We start from the raw sequence: 16,274 nt of genomic DNA, 5'->3' as shown, positions 1-16,274 counted from the left end.
TGCAGAGATGCAGGCCCTTTTCTTTTCCGCAAAGCGGACGCACAAATTCGCCTTTGCCGGAAAAATGCCGGAATTGCACCATCCGATCCAGACCATATTTTTGTCTGGAGATATCGATGGCATACATCGCGCAACGCGGCCAATTCTGGCGGGCGGAAGTCCGCCGCCGAGGTTACAAACCCGTCTACCGAACATTCGACACTCGTCTGCAGGCTCAGCAATGGTCCAGGTTGATCGAGTCAGAAATGGATCGTGGCATTTTCACTGATCGCACTGACGCTGAGCGCACCACCCTCCGAGAGGCGCTCGAACGATATAAGAACGACGTCGCAGCCCTGAAGCGATATCCGAACCAAGAGTACCAACGCGTGGACCGCTGGCTACGGCACGACTTGGCCTATCGGACCTTGGGAAGCTTGCGCGGCGCAGACTTCGCCCGATATCGCGACGAACGGCGTGACGCCGGTCGTGCCGAAAACACCATTCGGCTCGAACTCCAACTGATCAGTCATCTTTTTGAGACTGCACGGAAGGAATGGGGGATGGAGAGTCTTTCGAATCCGCTTAAGAACATCAAGAAGCCGAGCGGAAGCCGGGCGCGCGAACGCCGGCTCAGGGCCGGCGAGTACGAGCTAATCCGAAGCCGCCTCGAACAGTCGGGGAATCGCTTTGCCAGGGCCGCATTTGATCTCGCGATCGAAACTAGCTTGCGACAAGGTGCCCTATTCCGCTTGCAGTGGGAGTGGGTCGATCTGGAGGCACGGATGGTTCGCATTCCACTCGAGCAGCGCGGTGCCGAGAACAAGGGGGTGCCGGCTGTCCTTCCCCTTTCGACACGAGCGGTGGCTGCCCTACGCGAAATTCATCCCCAAACACCAGATGGCCAGTTACAAGACAACCCTGCGGGTACCGTCTTGGACACTAGCGCAAACGCAATTCGTTGCGTTTGGAAACGATCACTGGCCGATCTCGAAATTGCAGATCTGAGATGGCACGACCTTCGCCACGAAGCCACGAGCCGTCTTTTCGAACGGGGACTGGCCACCATGGAGGTCGCGGCCATTACCGGCCATCAGACGCTTATCATGCTCAAGCGGTACACGCACCTTCGTGTTGAGAACTTGCTCGAGAAGCTCGGGTAAGACGATAAGCAGTTAGAAGCGATCCGACCTGCTGCGCCAACAACAGGTCGGATCTAACCAAGCATCACCTACCGCGAGGTGAACGAGTGGCTAGTCAAAATGTAACATTCTCCGTAGCGCCAAGTGTGATAACAAACATCGCCATCTCGCTCGACGACGTGGTTCTGATGCTCACACATGATGTATTTGATCTGTTTCGGTGGGCGCAAGACGATACTGTACGCCAAAGGATCGTGGATCTTGCACGCGTACTTCCGGCGAAGACATGTCCGCCCATTGTCCAATAGTTCGTCGACAGGTCACCTTGGGGCACGTTGGTGCAACGTATCACAATGGTCTCAAACACCTTCTCACACGTCGTGCCACGTTCAACTTTCAACTTGCCGCGCCGGCGCGCCTCATGCCATGTACACCAGAATCCTCGTCGTCGATTTGGAAGCCACGTGCGACGAAGTCATGACCAACTGGGATATGGAGGTGATTGAGATCGGGGCCTGCTGGCTCGAGCCGGACGCGTCCACTCCGCATAGATTCCAGACGTTCGTTCGGCCCGTCATCAACCCCCACCTCACGGAATTTTGTTCAGATCTGACCGGCATCCACCAATCCGACGTTGATGCCGCCCCGTCATTTGCCTTTGCGGCAAGTTTGCTTCGCGAATTCGTAACCGCATACCAACAGCCCAACTCCCTCTGGATCAGTTGGGGTGCCTGGGATAAACGCCAACTTGCACACGATTGCGAGTTTCACGGCTTAGAGGATCCGATCGCCCTCCCCCACGTCAACGCAAAAAGATGGTTCTCAAAGGCTCGCGGTGGAATCAAAGACGTAGGACTGAGAAAGGCATGTGAATTGGCCGGCGTGGAATTTGAGGGAGCGCACCACCGCGCGCTGGACGATGCGTTAAATGCAGCAAATCTCCTCTCCCTCTTGATCTCCTCCGCCTCAGACTTGCTAAGCGACTGACAGACTGGTGGCAACGAGCCCACGGCCTCTTTTGTTCGGGAGACTGAACGATCTCGCAAGGCGTGGCACAACAGCAAGTTAATGTGCCAGCCGGTCCGAAGCGTCCGCGATCTGCTTTATTATCGCGTCTATAGCGCGAAAGAAACTCAGAGGTGAGGCAACTCAAATAGATTTCCTAGCGCCGATCCCGATCGATGCCGAAGACATTCGCGTCGTGTTTGAATGCGATGAAGTGAAACAGGACACCATGGGGGAACCAATGAAGCAATATGAACTTGATGAAGTCCGCGCTATGTCTTTCGAGCGGTTGGGTGCAATTGAAGATCCGGTGGACCTCATGGCTACCGGATCCATCGCGCCGATCCTTGTTCGCTATGCTGTGCGTACCGGGCAGCTAGAGCGCCGGTATCCCGGAGTTGCGCTGTCGGCACTGCTGGACGCGATCATGAAGTCGGCAACCATGATCAACTGGCCTCTGGACACCGTTGCACAGAAGGCGCCCCAGGCGAAACAGGATGCGGACGTGGACACTTACCTCGACGAACTTCAGCCGCATCTTGAACGCGCGCTGAAGCCACATTGAATAAGGCTGTTCGGCTATGGCAGAGCGAGCATCACCAAAGCGCCCGCTAACTGCCTCGAGGAGGCCGTTACATGAGCGTCAGAAAAGGCCAAATCACGCTCCTAGCTCGCCCGTCAGGTTCCCAAGTAATGCAGCCGTTCCAACGGCGGGCTTCCCGGCCCATTGAACGGACGGAAATGGCGGGTAACGGCCCGCTGTCGGCTGACCGTTTCCGACCCAACTCGGCCGTTCTGCATACCTCATTCCAGTCGGCCGCCTCCGAAAGCATATCGGTCGCCAGTGTGACAGCGCTCCAGCTACTACTGGCCATAGCCGCGATTAGTCACTCGACGGAATACGATGCTGCTGCCGCACAATTTCGCGGTTCTACGCGAACAGATTTGCTTCGGAAGGCTTTTGGCGACGAGTAAAAGCGTCGCGTCCGATCCCGGATGCAAGTAATTACGTTCTCCGCTACCGATGGATTGCGGCCTTCACTGCGTTGGCGAGCCCGGACAAGGGATCCTCGGTAGCAGGGGGATAGAGGGCCTGCTTGCCAATCTGCGGAAAAGATCCGCTCTTCTTCCAGAACGTCTCAGGCGTGAAGCGAAATTTGGCAACCAACTTTCGACCGAAATCCATTTCGGCGTGTTCGTACAAAAGCTTCTGCTCGGCGCTGGCAAACTCTGGGTATTCACCAAGCAGATAGCCTTCTTGAATATGGGGGCGGACGGCCGCGGGAGGACACACGCTAGCGAGGCGAACGATCTGGATTCCAGCTTCAGCACTCGCTGTGATCGCGCCGCTGATGTGGGGGATGCCGAGAACGAAAATAAAGGCCTCGCCGTTTGCGTGGTGAGTGGCGAAGGAAGCCGCGATGCGAAGCGATTGCGTGACATCGAGAAGTGGCGTGTCGCAGATCTCATAATGCTGCAGAATCGCCCAACGCAAAATACGCTGCCGTTTCAGTCGATCGCGTCCGATATATTTTCGCGCCTCGTACTCAGTCACAAGAGCTTTCTCTGCCTCAACGAGTTTGTCAAAGCGCGCGCTGATCGTGCTGTCCTTCGGGACCTTGCCTGGAACACCGGCACGCAGTAGTGATGGTTTCAGCGAGGTATACCCGGATTTGTTCTTGTAATCCCCAGCTTGGCCGCGAAACATAAGAACGAAATCGCGGTTCAGGAACTGCAGTTCGGCGACTTTCGTCGCTAGTTCCATATACGTGCGGACAAAAAAAGCGGGCTCCTTACGAATAGCGCCACAGGTCAACGGTTTGATGCCTCCTGAGGCGGCCGAGAACGTCCAGATCTTTTGGTTGCCGATGATCTCCACTACGTCTTTCCTCTTCGCGTCTTAGTGTTGTCGAAGTGCTTCTGTACGCCGAGAACCCGAATTCCGATTTTCGCCATAGCGGCGCCTCAGGTTTCGTCTATTCTATCGTCTCGTCAGTACCTGAAAACGTCTGGTAGGGCCACCGTCAGCTTTGGGGCTACCCCTCTATCTTGCGACCTCGAACACGCCAGTGGACGGCGGCTACCAGCAAGCCCGCAACGGCCAAGGGACAATCTGTGCACCAACGAGCCCAAGTGAGACGATGACCGATCAACAAACCCGGAACAACCACTACGTCCCGCAGTGGTACCAGCGCGGCTTCCTCGCTCCCGGTCAGTCCCGCCTCTTTCATCTCAACCTGGCCCCGGATCGCAAGACACTGCCCGATGGCCGGCAGGTGCCGCGTACGGCGCTTCACGAATGGGGCACGAAGAACTGCTTCGTCGAGTACGACCTGTACACCACGCATTTCGGTCCGATCATCAACGACGACGTGGAAAGGTATCTGTTTGGCGTGATCGACGACCAGGGGGCAAAAGCAGTCCGCGCCTTCTCGCTCGGCAACCACGCTGACGTGCATGAGTCGTTCCAAGACTTCTTCGAGCACATGGCAGCGCAGAAACTACGCACGCCCAAGGGCCTCGACTGGATCCGCTCGTGCTACGGCGCGCTGGGCCAAGTCGACCTGATGGTTGAAATGCAGGCTCTGCGCCTGATGCACTGCACCATGTGGGTCGAGGGCGTGCGGGAGATCGTCTCGGCGCAGGACTCGGACGTGAAGTTCATCCTGACGGACCACCCGGTAACGATCTACAACGCGGCGGTGGATCCCACGTCCGAGCAGTGTGCCTACCCGCAGGATCCGCTTGTAGCAGCATTGGGCTCTCAGACTGTGTTCGCGCTTGACGCCAATACCTGCCTGATCCTCACTCACCTGGAATATGCCAAGGAGCCGGATCAACTAGGCTTGACGCGTCTGCGCACGAACGCGCGGCATCTGGGTGTGGGCATGACGCGCACCGACAACTTCATCCGAGACCGGCGACTGAGCCGGGACGAGGTGATCGCGATCAACCACCTGCTCAAGTCGCGGGCGAAGCGCTACATCGCAGGTGCCGACAAGACCTGGCTCTACCCGGAGCGGGAATTCAACGGGTCATGGGCGCAAATCGCCAACGTGCTGCGGCCTAAGACCGATCTATGGCGCTTCGGCGGAGAGACCTACGTCGGCTACAAGGACGGCAGCTCTGGCTATTGGGACGAGTATGGCCGTACGTCCAAGGCCCACGAGTTCCTTACCCGCAAGTCTCCCCGCAAGAATATCGGGGCCAATGACTTCTGCGGCTGCGGCAGCGCTTACGCGTTCAGGGACTGCTGCCAGCGGCTGCCCGCCGCAGAGCGTCCGTCGTGGGATGTCTACGGCCTGCGCGAGCGCAACCTGATGTTCTGCAATGCCGTTCGAGGCATCCTGGGCCTCTCTGACGGTGTGTCCTGGGAGGACGTGCGCCGCAACCTGAGCGATGAGCACGTCAAGCGCATCCATAGCGCGTTTGCGAGCCTCTGGCCCGAAGACACCGATCTGGCCTCCCTGCTACCGCGGCCCAACCCGAAAGTCCTGCGCTCGGTCTACATGGGCTTCAGCGATCCGCGCACCGTCGAGGCGGCGGTGCTGGGCTGGCTGCCGTTTGTCGATGAGATCGTGCTCGTGAACCCATTCTTCCTAGGCACGCGCATAAAGCCCGAGTTCAGCCCCATCGAGTCGCCTACCGGCCACAAGATGCAGACGCTCAAGAATGTCATGCTGCTCCTGGTGCTGGAGCCATTTATTCGCACCGGCCTGGTGCATTTGGTGCCCGATCCTGGCGAGGTCAGTGCCCCGCTCGGCCATCATGTCCGAGAAGTGCTCACGCGGCGCACCTTGCGATGGACGCCCCCCAAGGGCGGCGGCCTGCACCGGTTCCTGAAACTCGAGGAAGAGGAAACCCGTCGCGTCATCTGGATGCTCCCAGAAGCGTCCCAGCGGCGCTTCATTGCCGAGCGCATGCCACACGCAGACGCGGTGATGACGGATCGGGTCATCGCGTATTTCAAGCGTTTGGCCGAAGCTGATCCCTACACGCTGCTGCAACCGCTTCCGGTAGGCAAGGACGCTGCGCAGTACCAGATCCTCAAGGGGCTAAGCCTAGAAGCGGCGCTGTATGTGGCGTCGCTGACTGGCTCGATCGTCCACGTCGACACGGAGGCGCAATGGGCGCAGCTTTTAGAGCACGCTCAGCCTGCTGGTGCGCCGTCGCAGTGCACGTGGGAGCCGGTGCGACAGGCCTTGCACGAGATATCGTTCCCAGTGGAACTCAATTCGCAGCAGGTGGCGGAACGCATCGCTAGTGGCAACCGTCCGCCGATCGGGTCGCTGCTGCGGTGGCTGGCCAAATCGGTCTCTGCCCCGGAAATCGGGCCCGCTCCCGCCGAGCTGGCAAAGCGTATGCGTCAAGCGCGCGCTAGGGTCGAACGGGCTGGAAAACGTGCGGGCGACAGTGTTCCGCTTCCCGCACGCCTGGAGCTGCATGTGCCGCCGGCGGGATTCGCCCGTCATGAGGTGCAGCGGCTACTCGTGATGTTTGCCGGCGTGACCCGGCCCCGGTCCATTCCGTACGCGCTGCGGTTGGTGTTCGACGAACCGGAGGATAGTAGCGGAGATATTTCGGATCAGGACGATGCAGTTGGCGGAATCAGTGGTTCACGCGCCGCGTCGCGTCGCTAAAGTCCGTGCCGCACCGGTAGACAACAAGACAGGGAGCGCCCAACCTTTTGACTGGTTGCCTGTATGACCGAATTTAGGCGACACGGCCGAGCAATCGGGCTTCCGCTCAGGGGCGAGAGTGTGAGTTCGCCGATGAAGGAAGCTGTCGTTCGGCTGGTCCGCGCCTCCATCGTCAGCAATCTGCCACATTGCCAGCGTACAACCCAACACGCCTCAATGTCAGCAAAGGCCGACAACTACGCATTGAGCATCGGGCGGATTTCGGAGTGGACCAGTCGTTCGGGCGACCATCGCATGGTTCAAGTGAGGGACAGAACGTGGCCGGTTGCTGACGGGCGCGATGGACGGTTTGCGACCCTGAGCAGCCTGCCGCCTTGATCTAAAGCGGTCGTTTGAGGTTGTTTGGTCGGCCCCACAGGCATTGGCAGGTTGCAAGCGCCTGCTCACCGACTATGTCCACCGCCGCCCATTGATGTTTGAGAGTTACTGAGCACGCGCGGTTGCGAGGTAGTCCTAACACGCAAATCTCGGTGCGGGCGGTGAGCGGCACGCCCCTCATTAGGCGCCTTTCTTGTCGACGGATGGCGCGTTGGAGCTGTCAATGAGGTCAAACGAGTCGGGATCCAACCCGTAGAATTGGACGAATTGGCGCTTTGCACTTCTCACCAGCTCAGGGTTATCGGACTCCCCAGTAAGCCACGAAAAATCATATCGAAAGGGACCGGGGGCCACCGCCCACTGCAAAGTCATGTCGAAGAGAAGCATGGAGCTGTAGAATCCATTGACCAGCCTTGTAAGGTTGCCTGGAGTCTTTCCTGGCATAGCGCGCGGGAAAATCTTGCTGGTGTCCCCCCGGTCCTGAAACAGCGACAGATGGGCGAGGAACAGTGATTGATGCTCGGCGGTAGCCTTGCTCGCGGCCATCCAGATCCCAGGCCAGCAGAAGAACTCTGGCCGCTTTCTCTTGTCGCGGCAGAACGCAATGTAGTGGGAGACCATCACTCGTATTGGCATGTTGGTGAGCCCATACGCGAAGGTTCGATATTCCTCCATCAGCGCGTCTACGGGGCCCTTATCACCAAGCAGAGCAACGACGGCATCGAGCGCTTTGCGGGGATCATCGTAGCCGCAACGCTCGGCAAGACGCATGGCGACGAACTCGTACTCAATTGCATTGAACTTCTGAATGGCAGAGGCAAGTTCCGGCTGGTCGGCCGCTGCTAGGCAAAGTATTGTGAATCGTGCCCCGGGGTCGACGTCGCGGATGAAGTCCTCGAAGTATTCGATATCGAGTGGGAATCCCCGCGTTGGGTTGATCGCGAGATCACAGATCAACAGAAAGAGGCCGACGAGTGGACTATCGAAACGTTCCGGCCATTCCCGACCGGTAAGCCGTAGGAACTCTTCGAATGCATCGCCGTACGGAGAAGCGAAGTAACCATCCTCCCGATATGTCTGAAGCAGTGCTGGCCCCCCGGACGAGGCTAGAAATTGAATCTGCGAGAAGCGAGCTTGGCCTTCGAAGATGGCAAACAGTCCTACCTTGGCGAGGGGAGGAATTGAACCGTGGACGAAGCCATCGCATCTTTCCTCCCTGAGCCGATACCACTCCGGTTCCCAGCGTGTAGGGTCCGGAAACTCATCGTTGGGGAAGTCGCATGACCCGGTGATGGCCCCAAGGACGTCCCCATAAGCCTTCAAATAGCTATGTCCGACGCTCTCGAAGTAGGGAGTGGAGCGCGCCAGTTCCTTGGTGCGCCGTGGATTGGACGCGATCTGCTTGTAGTAGCTGATGTCGAGTGTGTTGTTGACCACGATGTTCGCAGCCTGAAGCGCTGGATCTTCGTGGGTCTTCCCATCAAGCTCTGCGCGCAGAGCCCATGCCATCATCGGCTTCACGGCGCCTACTATCTGTCCGAACGACCGAGCAAACTCCATGCTGCCAAGAACCTGGGCCGGGTAGGCCAAGCTGAGGATTAAGCCCGCAGAGGAGCCGACATGCTGCCACCAGTGCAATGTCTCATGCAAATACGTGGAGTAGGCTTGCACAATCTCGGCCGGATCCAAGCCGTCCGTCTCTCCCTGCAGGACGGCATCCATCAGCTCGTGAACGCGCGGGCTCAGCCGAAGCACGAAGTTCTCCGTGCTGTAAAGCCCGTGTGCATTCAATGTGGCGCGGAATACGAGGGGATCGCCAGCCGGGTTAAGGAGTTCAGGATTTAGGTCAGAGAAGTGCGGCATGGTGCGATTGGTAGATGGTCAGTCGGAAACGTAGTTTTCCCGAGCTCGACGCACGTTACTCGAATTTACTGGCTATTCATTCGTTAGCATAGTTGCGCATTTTTTCGGGTGGGCGCCGTCATGTCAATCGCGGGATTGTGTGCAATCGAGGCGCGCGCCTTGACCGGTTGAATCCGCAGCCGCAAGCTGTCGTTGTCACTCCCACTCAGAGGAAAAATGGCAGATACGGCCTATTTCGATGCATAATAGCCGCCAAACATGAGGCCCCCTAAGCCGATGGGAGGGGCCGCCCACCTGAAAGGGTCTAGCCAAGTCTAGGTAAGAGGAATCGGACGCAGTTTCATTGCCCTAGATGAACGCTTCGCTATTGGCCCTCGCATCGAGCAGGGCATGGTGCTCTCCCCCATTACGCTGAAAATACGCAGCGCGGCGAGCCGGGTCTACCCGATTTCGGATATTCTCTTGCCGCCAGAACGGCGGCAAGGGCCCACACAATAGCTCCAGCAGTAGCACGCGATCACCCTCATAGTCGAAACTTAGAATTGGTCGTCTCGGCTTCGCAGGAACACTTGAGATCCAGGCAAACAGTTCGGCCCGCAATTGAGCTCGTGTCATGGCTCGCCCGGGAAAGAGGCCCAATTGAGGCACGACCGTCTGTCTCACGAAGTCACTCAGCCGGCCCGCATCGAAGTCATTCACTTCCCCATAGAATTCACGACCGTCCTCAGCAACGATCGCGATACTGATAAGCTGGCGGTCCGTCTCGACGAAGCTAGAGAACTCCGCGTCGAGGAAGAACCTAAGCTTCCACGGACTTCTAGGGCGATGTGCGGAGGGGGCCTTGTCGATGGAAGAATTCGAAATATTTGAATTCATTTGCGTCGGATCGTTTTACCGGTAAAACGCCTTCGAGAAGTACCGTTCGCTAGCAAATCTTGTAGTAGTCTAAGCGAAATTCGGCATGCTTAAAGGTTACGCGTATGTCTACACGAGAAGATTGGGAGAGGCTTGGCGAGTCGTCGGCAGCATTTGTACGAGCATTGGAATCTCGCTGGGACGAGCGTGCGCGAACTAGGGCGGAGGAGGCTGCACGTTTCCTTCCAGGCGCTGCAGGCTGGGAGGGATGGGATGCCGCTGCAGAGCAGTCGGCCATCAGGGATGCTCTGCTTGTTGAGTTGCGGCGCCTAGATCCTACAAATCCCTTGCTGCAGGAAGACGTTCGGCGCAGCGTAGCAGAGCGCGGGTTGGCCGCGTTCATTCACGGCGGCCGCGAGGATCTCGCCGACGCTGGGGTAGTGAGCAAATCACTCATGCCCCCAGCTTGAGACTAAAACTCCTTTTTAGCCTGTTTGGATTTGCTACCTCCGGGAGGGGTGCCCTCCTTCTGTCGCTTGCCAACGCTTGATGCAACACCTCCTTGAAGGTTCCCTCCGGCTTTAATGAATAATCCGTTCACGCGCTGTTCCAGCTCGCGACCGAGCGTTGCCGACACGTTGCCGCCCAACCAGCCGATTACTTGGTCTGGGATCACATGGACGACATTGAACATCATCTGAACGACAAGGATGTTTAGCCCTGCAAAGATGATCAGCAGGCCCACAATCGTCGCGAGTCCTGTGACTGAATTCCCCTGCGCGTTGGCAACAGCACTACTGAACAGAAAGTAGAGGATTGTCCCTCCGATGCGCGTGCCAGCACTGGCCACGAAGAAAGCAATCACCATCAAAGGCGCCCGCAATAGCATGTTGGCCAGGAACAAGTAGCCGTGCTGCGAGCGCCGGCCCATGCCCTCGCCTTCACCTTCGAGGTGAACCATCGACCACAGCGGCGACGCGATCAGAGACTCGATAAACGCCGCGAACCAGGTAAGAACGCCGCTGAACCACGCTATAAATGGGACCAGTGGTAAGTACACGGCCAGCCCAAGTCCCACGACAAACAGCGGCATCATGAAGAAGTAGATGATCTTGATCGCGACCTTGCCTACCGCCTTCAAAGCGCCAATCGCGATATCGCTGAGGCCCCCGGAGAAGAACCCCACTGTCTTTCCAGCAACCGTATACTTCGCCGCATCTGCCGCAGACATGGCAACCTCGATGCCTCCGGCCACGACCAGCAACGTCTCAGCACCGGTCATCAAATAGTCACCAAAATTCTTGCTCGCGATGATCGGGTCGACGAGACCATTGCCTTCCGAGTTTTGATAGACCGCCGACATGCCCGCGCCAACGAAGCACTGCCCGATCGACACGTTACCCGTCTCGTTCTCGCAAAAGGCTCGTTTGATCAACCTTGTCGCAAGCGAACCGGCACTCATTTCCGCATCGGTAGCGCCCGCGACTTGCCCGGTTGCCGCCAGCTGCGTCATGGACTTTCGGAACGCAGTGAGCGCCTCTACAAACTCGGAGTCCGTCGATGTCGGGGGCGAAAAGTGGAACTCCACCTTCGTCGCATCTGCCATTGCGGCATTGACTTCGGCAAAGGTGGAGTACCAGGCACCAATACCAATCCAGCCAGTCGACTTCATGTTCTTGATGGCCTGATCCGTCAGCGCCTTGGTCTGATTCTGACTTAACAAATCGTGCAGAGATTGCCGAACCGCCTCGTTGTACGTGATTCGCACCGCCTCAAGCACGTTGCTTCCCAGCTCAGCGATCGGCTGGCCAGACGTCTTCGCTGCCTGATACTTGCCGTACCACGACTGGGCATTCAGGGCGAGGTCGTTGCTCATCTTCACTAGCGCTGTTTGGTGCGCCTGCCCGATGTTTTGCGAGACCGCATTCGCAATGCCCTGATAGTTGACGCTATTGACGCTGAAGCCAAGCGTGTTTGTCGAGCGGAAGCTCGTGGCCGGCGTCACCGTAACCCGACCGCACAAAGTGGGCTCTGCGGCGGAGCCAATCTGTATGCCTCCGGTGATTACCTTCAACTGAACCTGACTGTTCGGTGCAACGTCGGTGCGCGAGGAGAGAACCTGCTGGCACAACCACATCTGGTACAGGTTGTCGGCCATCTCCGCTGTTGCCGCGCTGGTCGCCGGACTGATCGCGGGTGCCTGAACCATCTCGGTAAACTTCGCTGTCTGCTCGATCGCAGTGTTGGTTAGCAAATTGGCTGCGCCGACCGAGGCCAAACCAGAGTACATGTAGATGCACTGCCCAAGACCGAATCCGCCGAAGATCGGGATCAGCGTTGCGGCGCCCCAGATCATCCGGACCGGATACCAAACGGTGGAGAACCGCTGGCCGAGAAACTGCCCCTCATTGGCCGTTTGAACAATGCTCGCGCCAATCGTGTAGGCAGACCAGAAGCCAGCCACGAGGAACACGAAGACGTTAAGGTTATAGAAAAGCTGCCCGATCAGACTGTCACCTATTCCTCCGAAAGACCCGAATGGATTGTCGGCGAACGAGCCGAATACATACCGGAGCATCTGAATGCTCTGATCAGAGGCTGGCGTAGCGCTCATCAACCCGTCTAGGGATGCGCCGGAGTCTTGTGCAGACGCAACGCATGTAAACACATACAAGCCAATCGAAACAAGCGCCTGGCGACATACGTGCTTCATTTTCATGGTCGGACCTCTGTTGTGTTCTTTGCTCACTCAACAAAAGTACCAACTGTGCTTGGGCACGCGCATCAAATTTCTGCAGGCTTTTGTGTAATCTTCGAATCGAGTCCGAGATCTCGCGCGAGCTCAGGATTTAGAGCCTCAATCTCTTTCAGCAAGTCACCACGTACGCGCTCGATTTCTTTCAGGTTCCGCGCGGCTACATCTAAGCTCTCCTGCAACTGGGATAACCGATTTGCCCGTGCATTGAACTCGGTTCGCTGGCTGGCTAAGAGTGTCTCTGCCCGCTCCGTCTGTTTGCGCGCAGCCTCCGGGTCTGGAGAGCGTCGACTCGCGCGCCCGTGTGTGGCGAGTGCGAGGCGCGCCAACCTTTCTATTTCAGATTGGCGGCGGCGGTTTGACGCTAATGCGTCGTCACGACGTTTCAACGCGGCGTTACGGGCGGTTCGTTGTTCGGACGTCGCCCAGAACGGTAGCTCTTTGGGGATTTCTGGAACAGCCATTCTCGCCGGGAGCGCTTCCGCGCTTCCTGCTGCCTGAATTGCGCCGTAGAACTGACGAATGGAAGTGTGCTTGGCCTTTGATCCACGCACACCTCGCCTGAGTCCGTGAGAGGCACCGACAATCTCTGCGAACGAGTCCTGGTGGGCCTGAAGGTGCTGCCTGTTGCCGACGAGCTGTTTCGCGTTCAATCGTCCATTGAGAAGAGGGACTGTCAGCACCTGCAGGTGCGCCGATGTCTCGTCTCGATGCACAACCGCGCTAACGATGTTCTCCATGCCGCCGAAGCGCCAGCCAACCCAAGCTAGAGCCCGTTCGAAATACGCCCGTTGTTGCTCCTTACTCATGGCCGCAACGGCTTCGGGGCTGGCGCCGATGAAGAACTCGAGACAGGTTACGGCGTCGCGCCTACGTTTTGGAGGAAGCTTGTGCCGGAGCGCGACCATTACCGATTCGACCGTCCCGGCGCCAATCAATATTTCGTTAAGCCCGCGCTTCGAAGGGTCTGCGTTGTGTACGTTCTCTTGCCGGAGTGCGTGCCGTGCCATCGCGGCCGCTTCCCCGGTGCGCCTCTTCTTTACGCGCATGATGCAGTAGTTCGCCATCCCCTTCGGCTCCAACTCAAAATTGAATCGTCGCCGTTCAGAATCGCAGGCCAGAGAGAGCACGCGCAAGGGATATTTTGCTCAGGAGTTTGCTTTTGCGCGCAGCGCACAGTCGCGTTGCGACTGGCGACGACCTCGCAGTATTGCGAGGTCTAACCCACTAGACTTTGCTTCCGCAAAGTCATGGGCCAAGGGGGAACCCCCTTTGGAATCCCCTGCAGGGCTCCGCCCCGCACCCCGCCCTCGCCGGGAGGCAGCCGGGGCAGGGATACAACTCCTGCCCCGTTTGCGCGAGCGTCGCGCCCTCCAGGCCCGTCAAGGGTTCGCTTCGCCCAGTCCTCGCCCGATCCCTCCCTCCCGGTCGGGCATGCGGCCTGCGGGCTGGCCCTTGACTGACCTTCCCGGCTATTTGTCGAACTCTGGACGGTCGCGCTAACCAAGAACGCCATGCCAGTTAGAATGAATCGATGATGAAACCGGACAGAAATGACGTGCTGGCATTGATGGAAGACTTCGCCGACGACGTTGAGCGAATGGAAATCAGTGCCCGCGATTCGGGGATAGACTACGAGCGCGAAAAGCTCGCTTGGGCATGGGCCATATATTCCGCCAGCATATGTGCCAGTTGGCTTCGATTGCCCCAGTCCGACAATGAACTCGTCGAAATCTTGAAGACCCATGCGATGTTAGCCAGTTTGAGTGCAGCTAGGAGACTGGCGGAACGTTCCGGGGCAAAACAATGCGATTTTTTGTAGACACCGAATTCACCGACTTCATCGACTGCGACCTTATCAGCGTGGCTGTGGTGGCTGAAGACGGTCGTGAATTCTACGGCGAGCGCTCCGACTTCGACCGGGCGGCCTGTAGCGAGTTTGTACGGGCGGCTGTGTTGCCCCAGCTTGGCCAGCCTCCTGGCCGCTCGTTCACACGCGACGCGCTACGCATTGCATTGCTAGCCTGGCTCGAACAGTTCGCCGGGACGCCTTACCGAGCGCTGTGTTTCGACTATGCAGGCGATTGGGAGCTACTGCTTGACCTGGTGCACGAACTGCCACCCGGCTGGCAGGCCCTGCAGGTCAATGCCCAGATCGATCCGACCCGCATTGAGGACTATTACCGCACGCACGGAGGCCGCCATCATGCGCTGAACGACGCCCGTGCCAACTGCTACGCAATGAAAGGCTGAGCGTTCGGAAAAGCAGGAGTCGCTCGATCTTTGTCAAAGTGGCCACGCAAATTCCGGCCCTTGTAGCCCCTGGCCCCGCGAGCCGCCCCCGAGCCATTCCCCGACGATAACCAACGGCACTACGGGGCCATGTTCAAGCCGCAATGGGCGAAGTCCTGCCACCTCGCCTTTTCTCTGCAAAACCATTCCCACATTTCCTAACCGGGACGTTTTCACCAAGCCATGTAGGGAAGCGGCGAAGCCGCCGAGCCGGTAGGGGCCGGTCCGGCAGGACTCGCCCGAAGGGCGACCCCGTAGCCCGGCGAGCCGATGGCGCAACTAGAGGCTCTCGGCATCCTTCCCCCGTTGCGCAACCCTTTTCGAATGCAAATTGCGTTGCCCCTTCGCTATAGCGTCCAGACCTTGGCGAATGCAGGCGCGCGATAGCTCGGTATTTCGCAAAGCGGATTCGCGCTCCTCGGATAGCCGATTGGCTTCAGCGAGCTGTTCAGCCCTGGTAGCCTTGATCGCCTTCCCAAGCTCTGGTTTGAAGTCGCCCTTTCTGAGCTTCTTTACCATTGACTTGACCCACCGATAAACGCTGCCGATCGGCGGCCGCTCCCCCAAGTTCGCCTTACGCATCGCGCCTGCCAGCTCATCCGCGATGTCCTGAGCATGCTCCAGCGGCAAATTGCCGAGCAGTTCGGCGAGATCATCGCGATGCGCCGCTATGTACCGATCAAGCATTAGCTCTTCAGTTTTCCAACGTCTATTTTCAGAAGCAACACCACTTACCATCGCCCTTGTAGTGGTAGTTTCGTGTTGTGTAAACCCTTCTTGTGAAGACCCTTGTTGTGTATATGTGCCGGGTGTGCCGCTATCGGCCGAACCACCGGCGGGTTCACCGCTGTCGGCTGAGCCGACAGCGGCTGATCCCCCATCAGGGTCCTCGTCTGGAAATCCAATTACGCAAAATGACCATTCGCTTACGAACCTTCCGTTGGTCCCGTGACTGACGGTAAGCCGCATGTATCCTGCAGATTCCAGCTCGTTTGAAACCCGCCTCCACCAGTCGCGCCCTCGAGTCTTTCCCGGCCTCTTTGAGAAGGTTTTCCTAATGTCTTCTGGACGAAATCGGTAATCGTTCCATCGAGATGCCAAGAACAAACCCACCGCCACGGCAGCCTCACTCAGCCGAAGATCCTCAGCGAATTCATTTGGAATCTGAGCAAACCCGGTATCCGGCCGTATAACTTTGACGACGCTCATTGGGCCAACCTCACAAGCGTTCGACCTGGGCCCTCGGACGCCCGGTAGGACGCCTTCTCAATTCGCTCACATTGCATCGCTGTCCAACCCCATCGACGACATCGTTGCTAGCCTCTGGGGCATCTGCGTTGGGTAACAGCCAATTGCGTACCACGG

12 protein-coding genes are annotated in these 16,274 nt (G+C 58.1%); 6 read left to right on the top strand and 6 right to left on the bottom strand.

The features are described 5' to 3' along the window. The first annotated feature begins 116 nt into the window (after positions 1 to 116). The 3 genes from PBR20603_RS08025 to PBR20603_RS08015 all read left to right on the top strand — a co-directional run bounded on the left by PBR20603_RS08025 (position 117) and on the right by PBR20603_RS08015 (position 2,691). Positions 117 to 1,142, top strand: coding sequence for a tyrosine-type recombinase/integrase (locus PBR20603_RS08025; RefSeq protein ID WP_150559033.1), 1,026 nt, complete (start codon positions 117 to 119; stop codon positions 1,140 to 1,142). Between the two features lie 405 nt (positions 1,143 to 1,547). Further along, positions 1,548 to 2,108, top strand: a complete 561-nt coding sequence (locus PBR20603_RS08020; protein WP_150559032.1) for a 3'-5' exonuclease — start codon at positions 1,548 to 1,550, stop codon at positions 2,106 to 2,108. A 259-nt stretch (positions 2,109 to 2,367) separates the two neighbouring features. Continuing rightward, positions 2,368 to 2,691: a hypothetical protein gene (locus PBR20603_RS08015; protein ID WP_150559031.1), complete on the top strand. Its 324-nt coding sequence runs from the start codon at positions 2,368 to 2,370 to the stop codon at positions 2,689 to 2,691. A 453-nt stretch (positions 2,692 to 3,144) separates the two neighbouring features. Here PBR20603_RS08015 and PBR20603_RS08010 read toward each other — a convergent pair whose 3' ends face one another. Further along, positions 3,145 to 4,005 (bottom strand): FRG domain-containing protein, encoded by an 861-nt coding sequence (locus PBR20603_RS08010; RefSeq protein WP_150559030.1) that lies wholly within the window; start codon positions 4,003 to 4,005, stop codon positions 3,145 to 3,147. A gap of 262 nt (positions 4,006 to 4,267) precedes the next feature. Here PBR20603_RS08010 and PBR20603_RS08005 point away from each other — a divergent pair, with 262 nt between their 5' ends. Further along, positions 4,268 to 6,766: a DUF4238 domain-containing protein gene (locus tag PBR20603_RS08005; protein WP_150559029.1), complete on the top strand. Its 2,499-nt coding sequence runs from the start codon at positions 4,268 to 4,270 to the stop codon at positions 6,764 to 6,766. A 558-nt stretch (positions 6,767 to 7,324) separates the two neighbouring features. On the opposite strand, the gene PBR20603_RS08000 is transcribed toward PBR20603_RS08005, so the two are convergent. The 4 genes from PBR20603_RS08000 to mobV form a co-directional block, all read right to left on the bottom strand. Then, the gene (locus tag PBR20603_RS08000; protein ID WP_150559028.1) at positions 7,325 to 9,007 is read right to left on the bottom strand and encodes a hypothetical protein; all 1,683 of its coding nucleotides are present in this window, start codon (positions 9,005 to 9,007) and stop codon (positions 7,325 to 7,327) included. A gap of 348 nt (positions 9,008 to 9,355) precedes the next feature. Next, positions 9,356 to 9,883, bottom strand: coding sequence for a 3'-5' exoribonuclease (locus tag PBR20603_RS07995; protein ID WP_150559027.1), 528 nt, complete (start codon positions 9,881 to 9,883; stop codon positions 9,356 to 9,358). A gap of 451 nt (positions 9,884 to 10,334) precedes the next feature. After that, positions 10,335 to 12,581 carry a DotA/TraY family protein gene (locus PBR20603_RS07990; protein WP_150559026.1) on the bottom strand — a complete coding sequence of 749 codons (2,247 nt, stop codon included), beginning with the start codon at positions 12,579 to 12,581 and terminating at the stop codon, positions 10,335 to 10,337. Between the two features lie 65 nt (positions 12,582 to 12,646). Then, entirely contained in the window at positions 12,647 to 13,747 is a 1,101-nt protein-coding gene (mobV, locus tag PBR20603_RS07985) for a MobV family relaxase (RefSeq protein WP_246174509.1), read from the bottom strand. A 404-nt stretch (positions 13,748 to 14,151) separates the two neighbouring features. Here mobV and PBR20603_RS07980 point away from each other — a divergent pair, with 404 nt between their 5' ends. Together PBR20603_RS07980 and PBR20603_RS07975 are read left to right on the top strand one after the other, a co-directional pair. After that, the gene (locus tag PBR20603_RS07980; RefSeq protein ID WP_150559024.1) at positions 14,152 to 14,439 is read left to right on the top strand and encodes a hypothetical protein; all 288 of its coding nucleotides are present in this window, start codon (positions 14,152 to 14,154) and stop codon (positions 14,437 to 14,439) included. After that, on the top strand, positions 14,424 to 14,870 hold the full coding sequence (locus PBR20603_RS07975; RefSeq protein WP_150559023.1) for a 3'-5' exonuclease family protein: 447 nt from the start codon (positions 14,424 to 14,426) through the stop codon (positions 14,868 to 14,870). Before PBR20603_RS07980 ends, PBR20603_RS07975 begins: the two co-directional genes overlap by 16 nt. Before the next feature lie 318 nt (positions 14,871 to 15,188). On the opposite strand, the gene PBR20603_RS07970 is transcribed toward PBR20603_RS07975, so the two are convergent. Further along, on the bottom strand, positions 15,189 to 16,118 hold the full coding sequence (locus PBR20603_RS07970; RefSeq protein WP_150559022.1) for a hypothetical protein: 930 nt from the start codon (positions 16,116 to 16,118) through the stop codon (positions 15,189 to 15,191). Positions 16,119 to 16,274 lie beyond the last annotated feature (156 nt).

Source organism: Pandoraea bronchicola, from assembly GCF_902459805.1.
Taxonomy (GTDB): Bacteria; Pseudomonadota; Gammaproteobacteria; order Burkholderiales; family Burkholderiaceae; genus Pandoraea; species Pandoraea bronchicola.
Note: the sequence above shows the minus strand (reverse complement) of the source record. Positions and strands in the feature narration are given on the sequence as shown.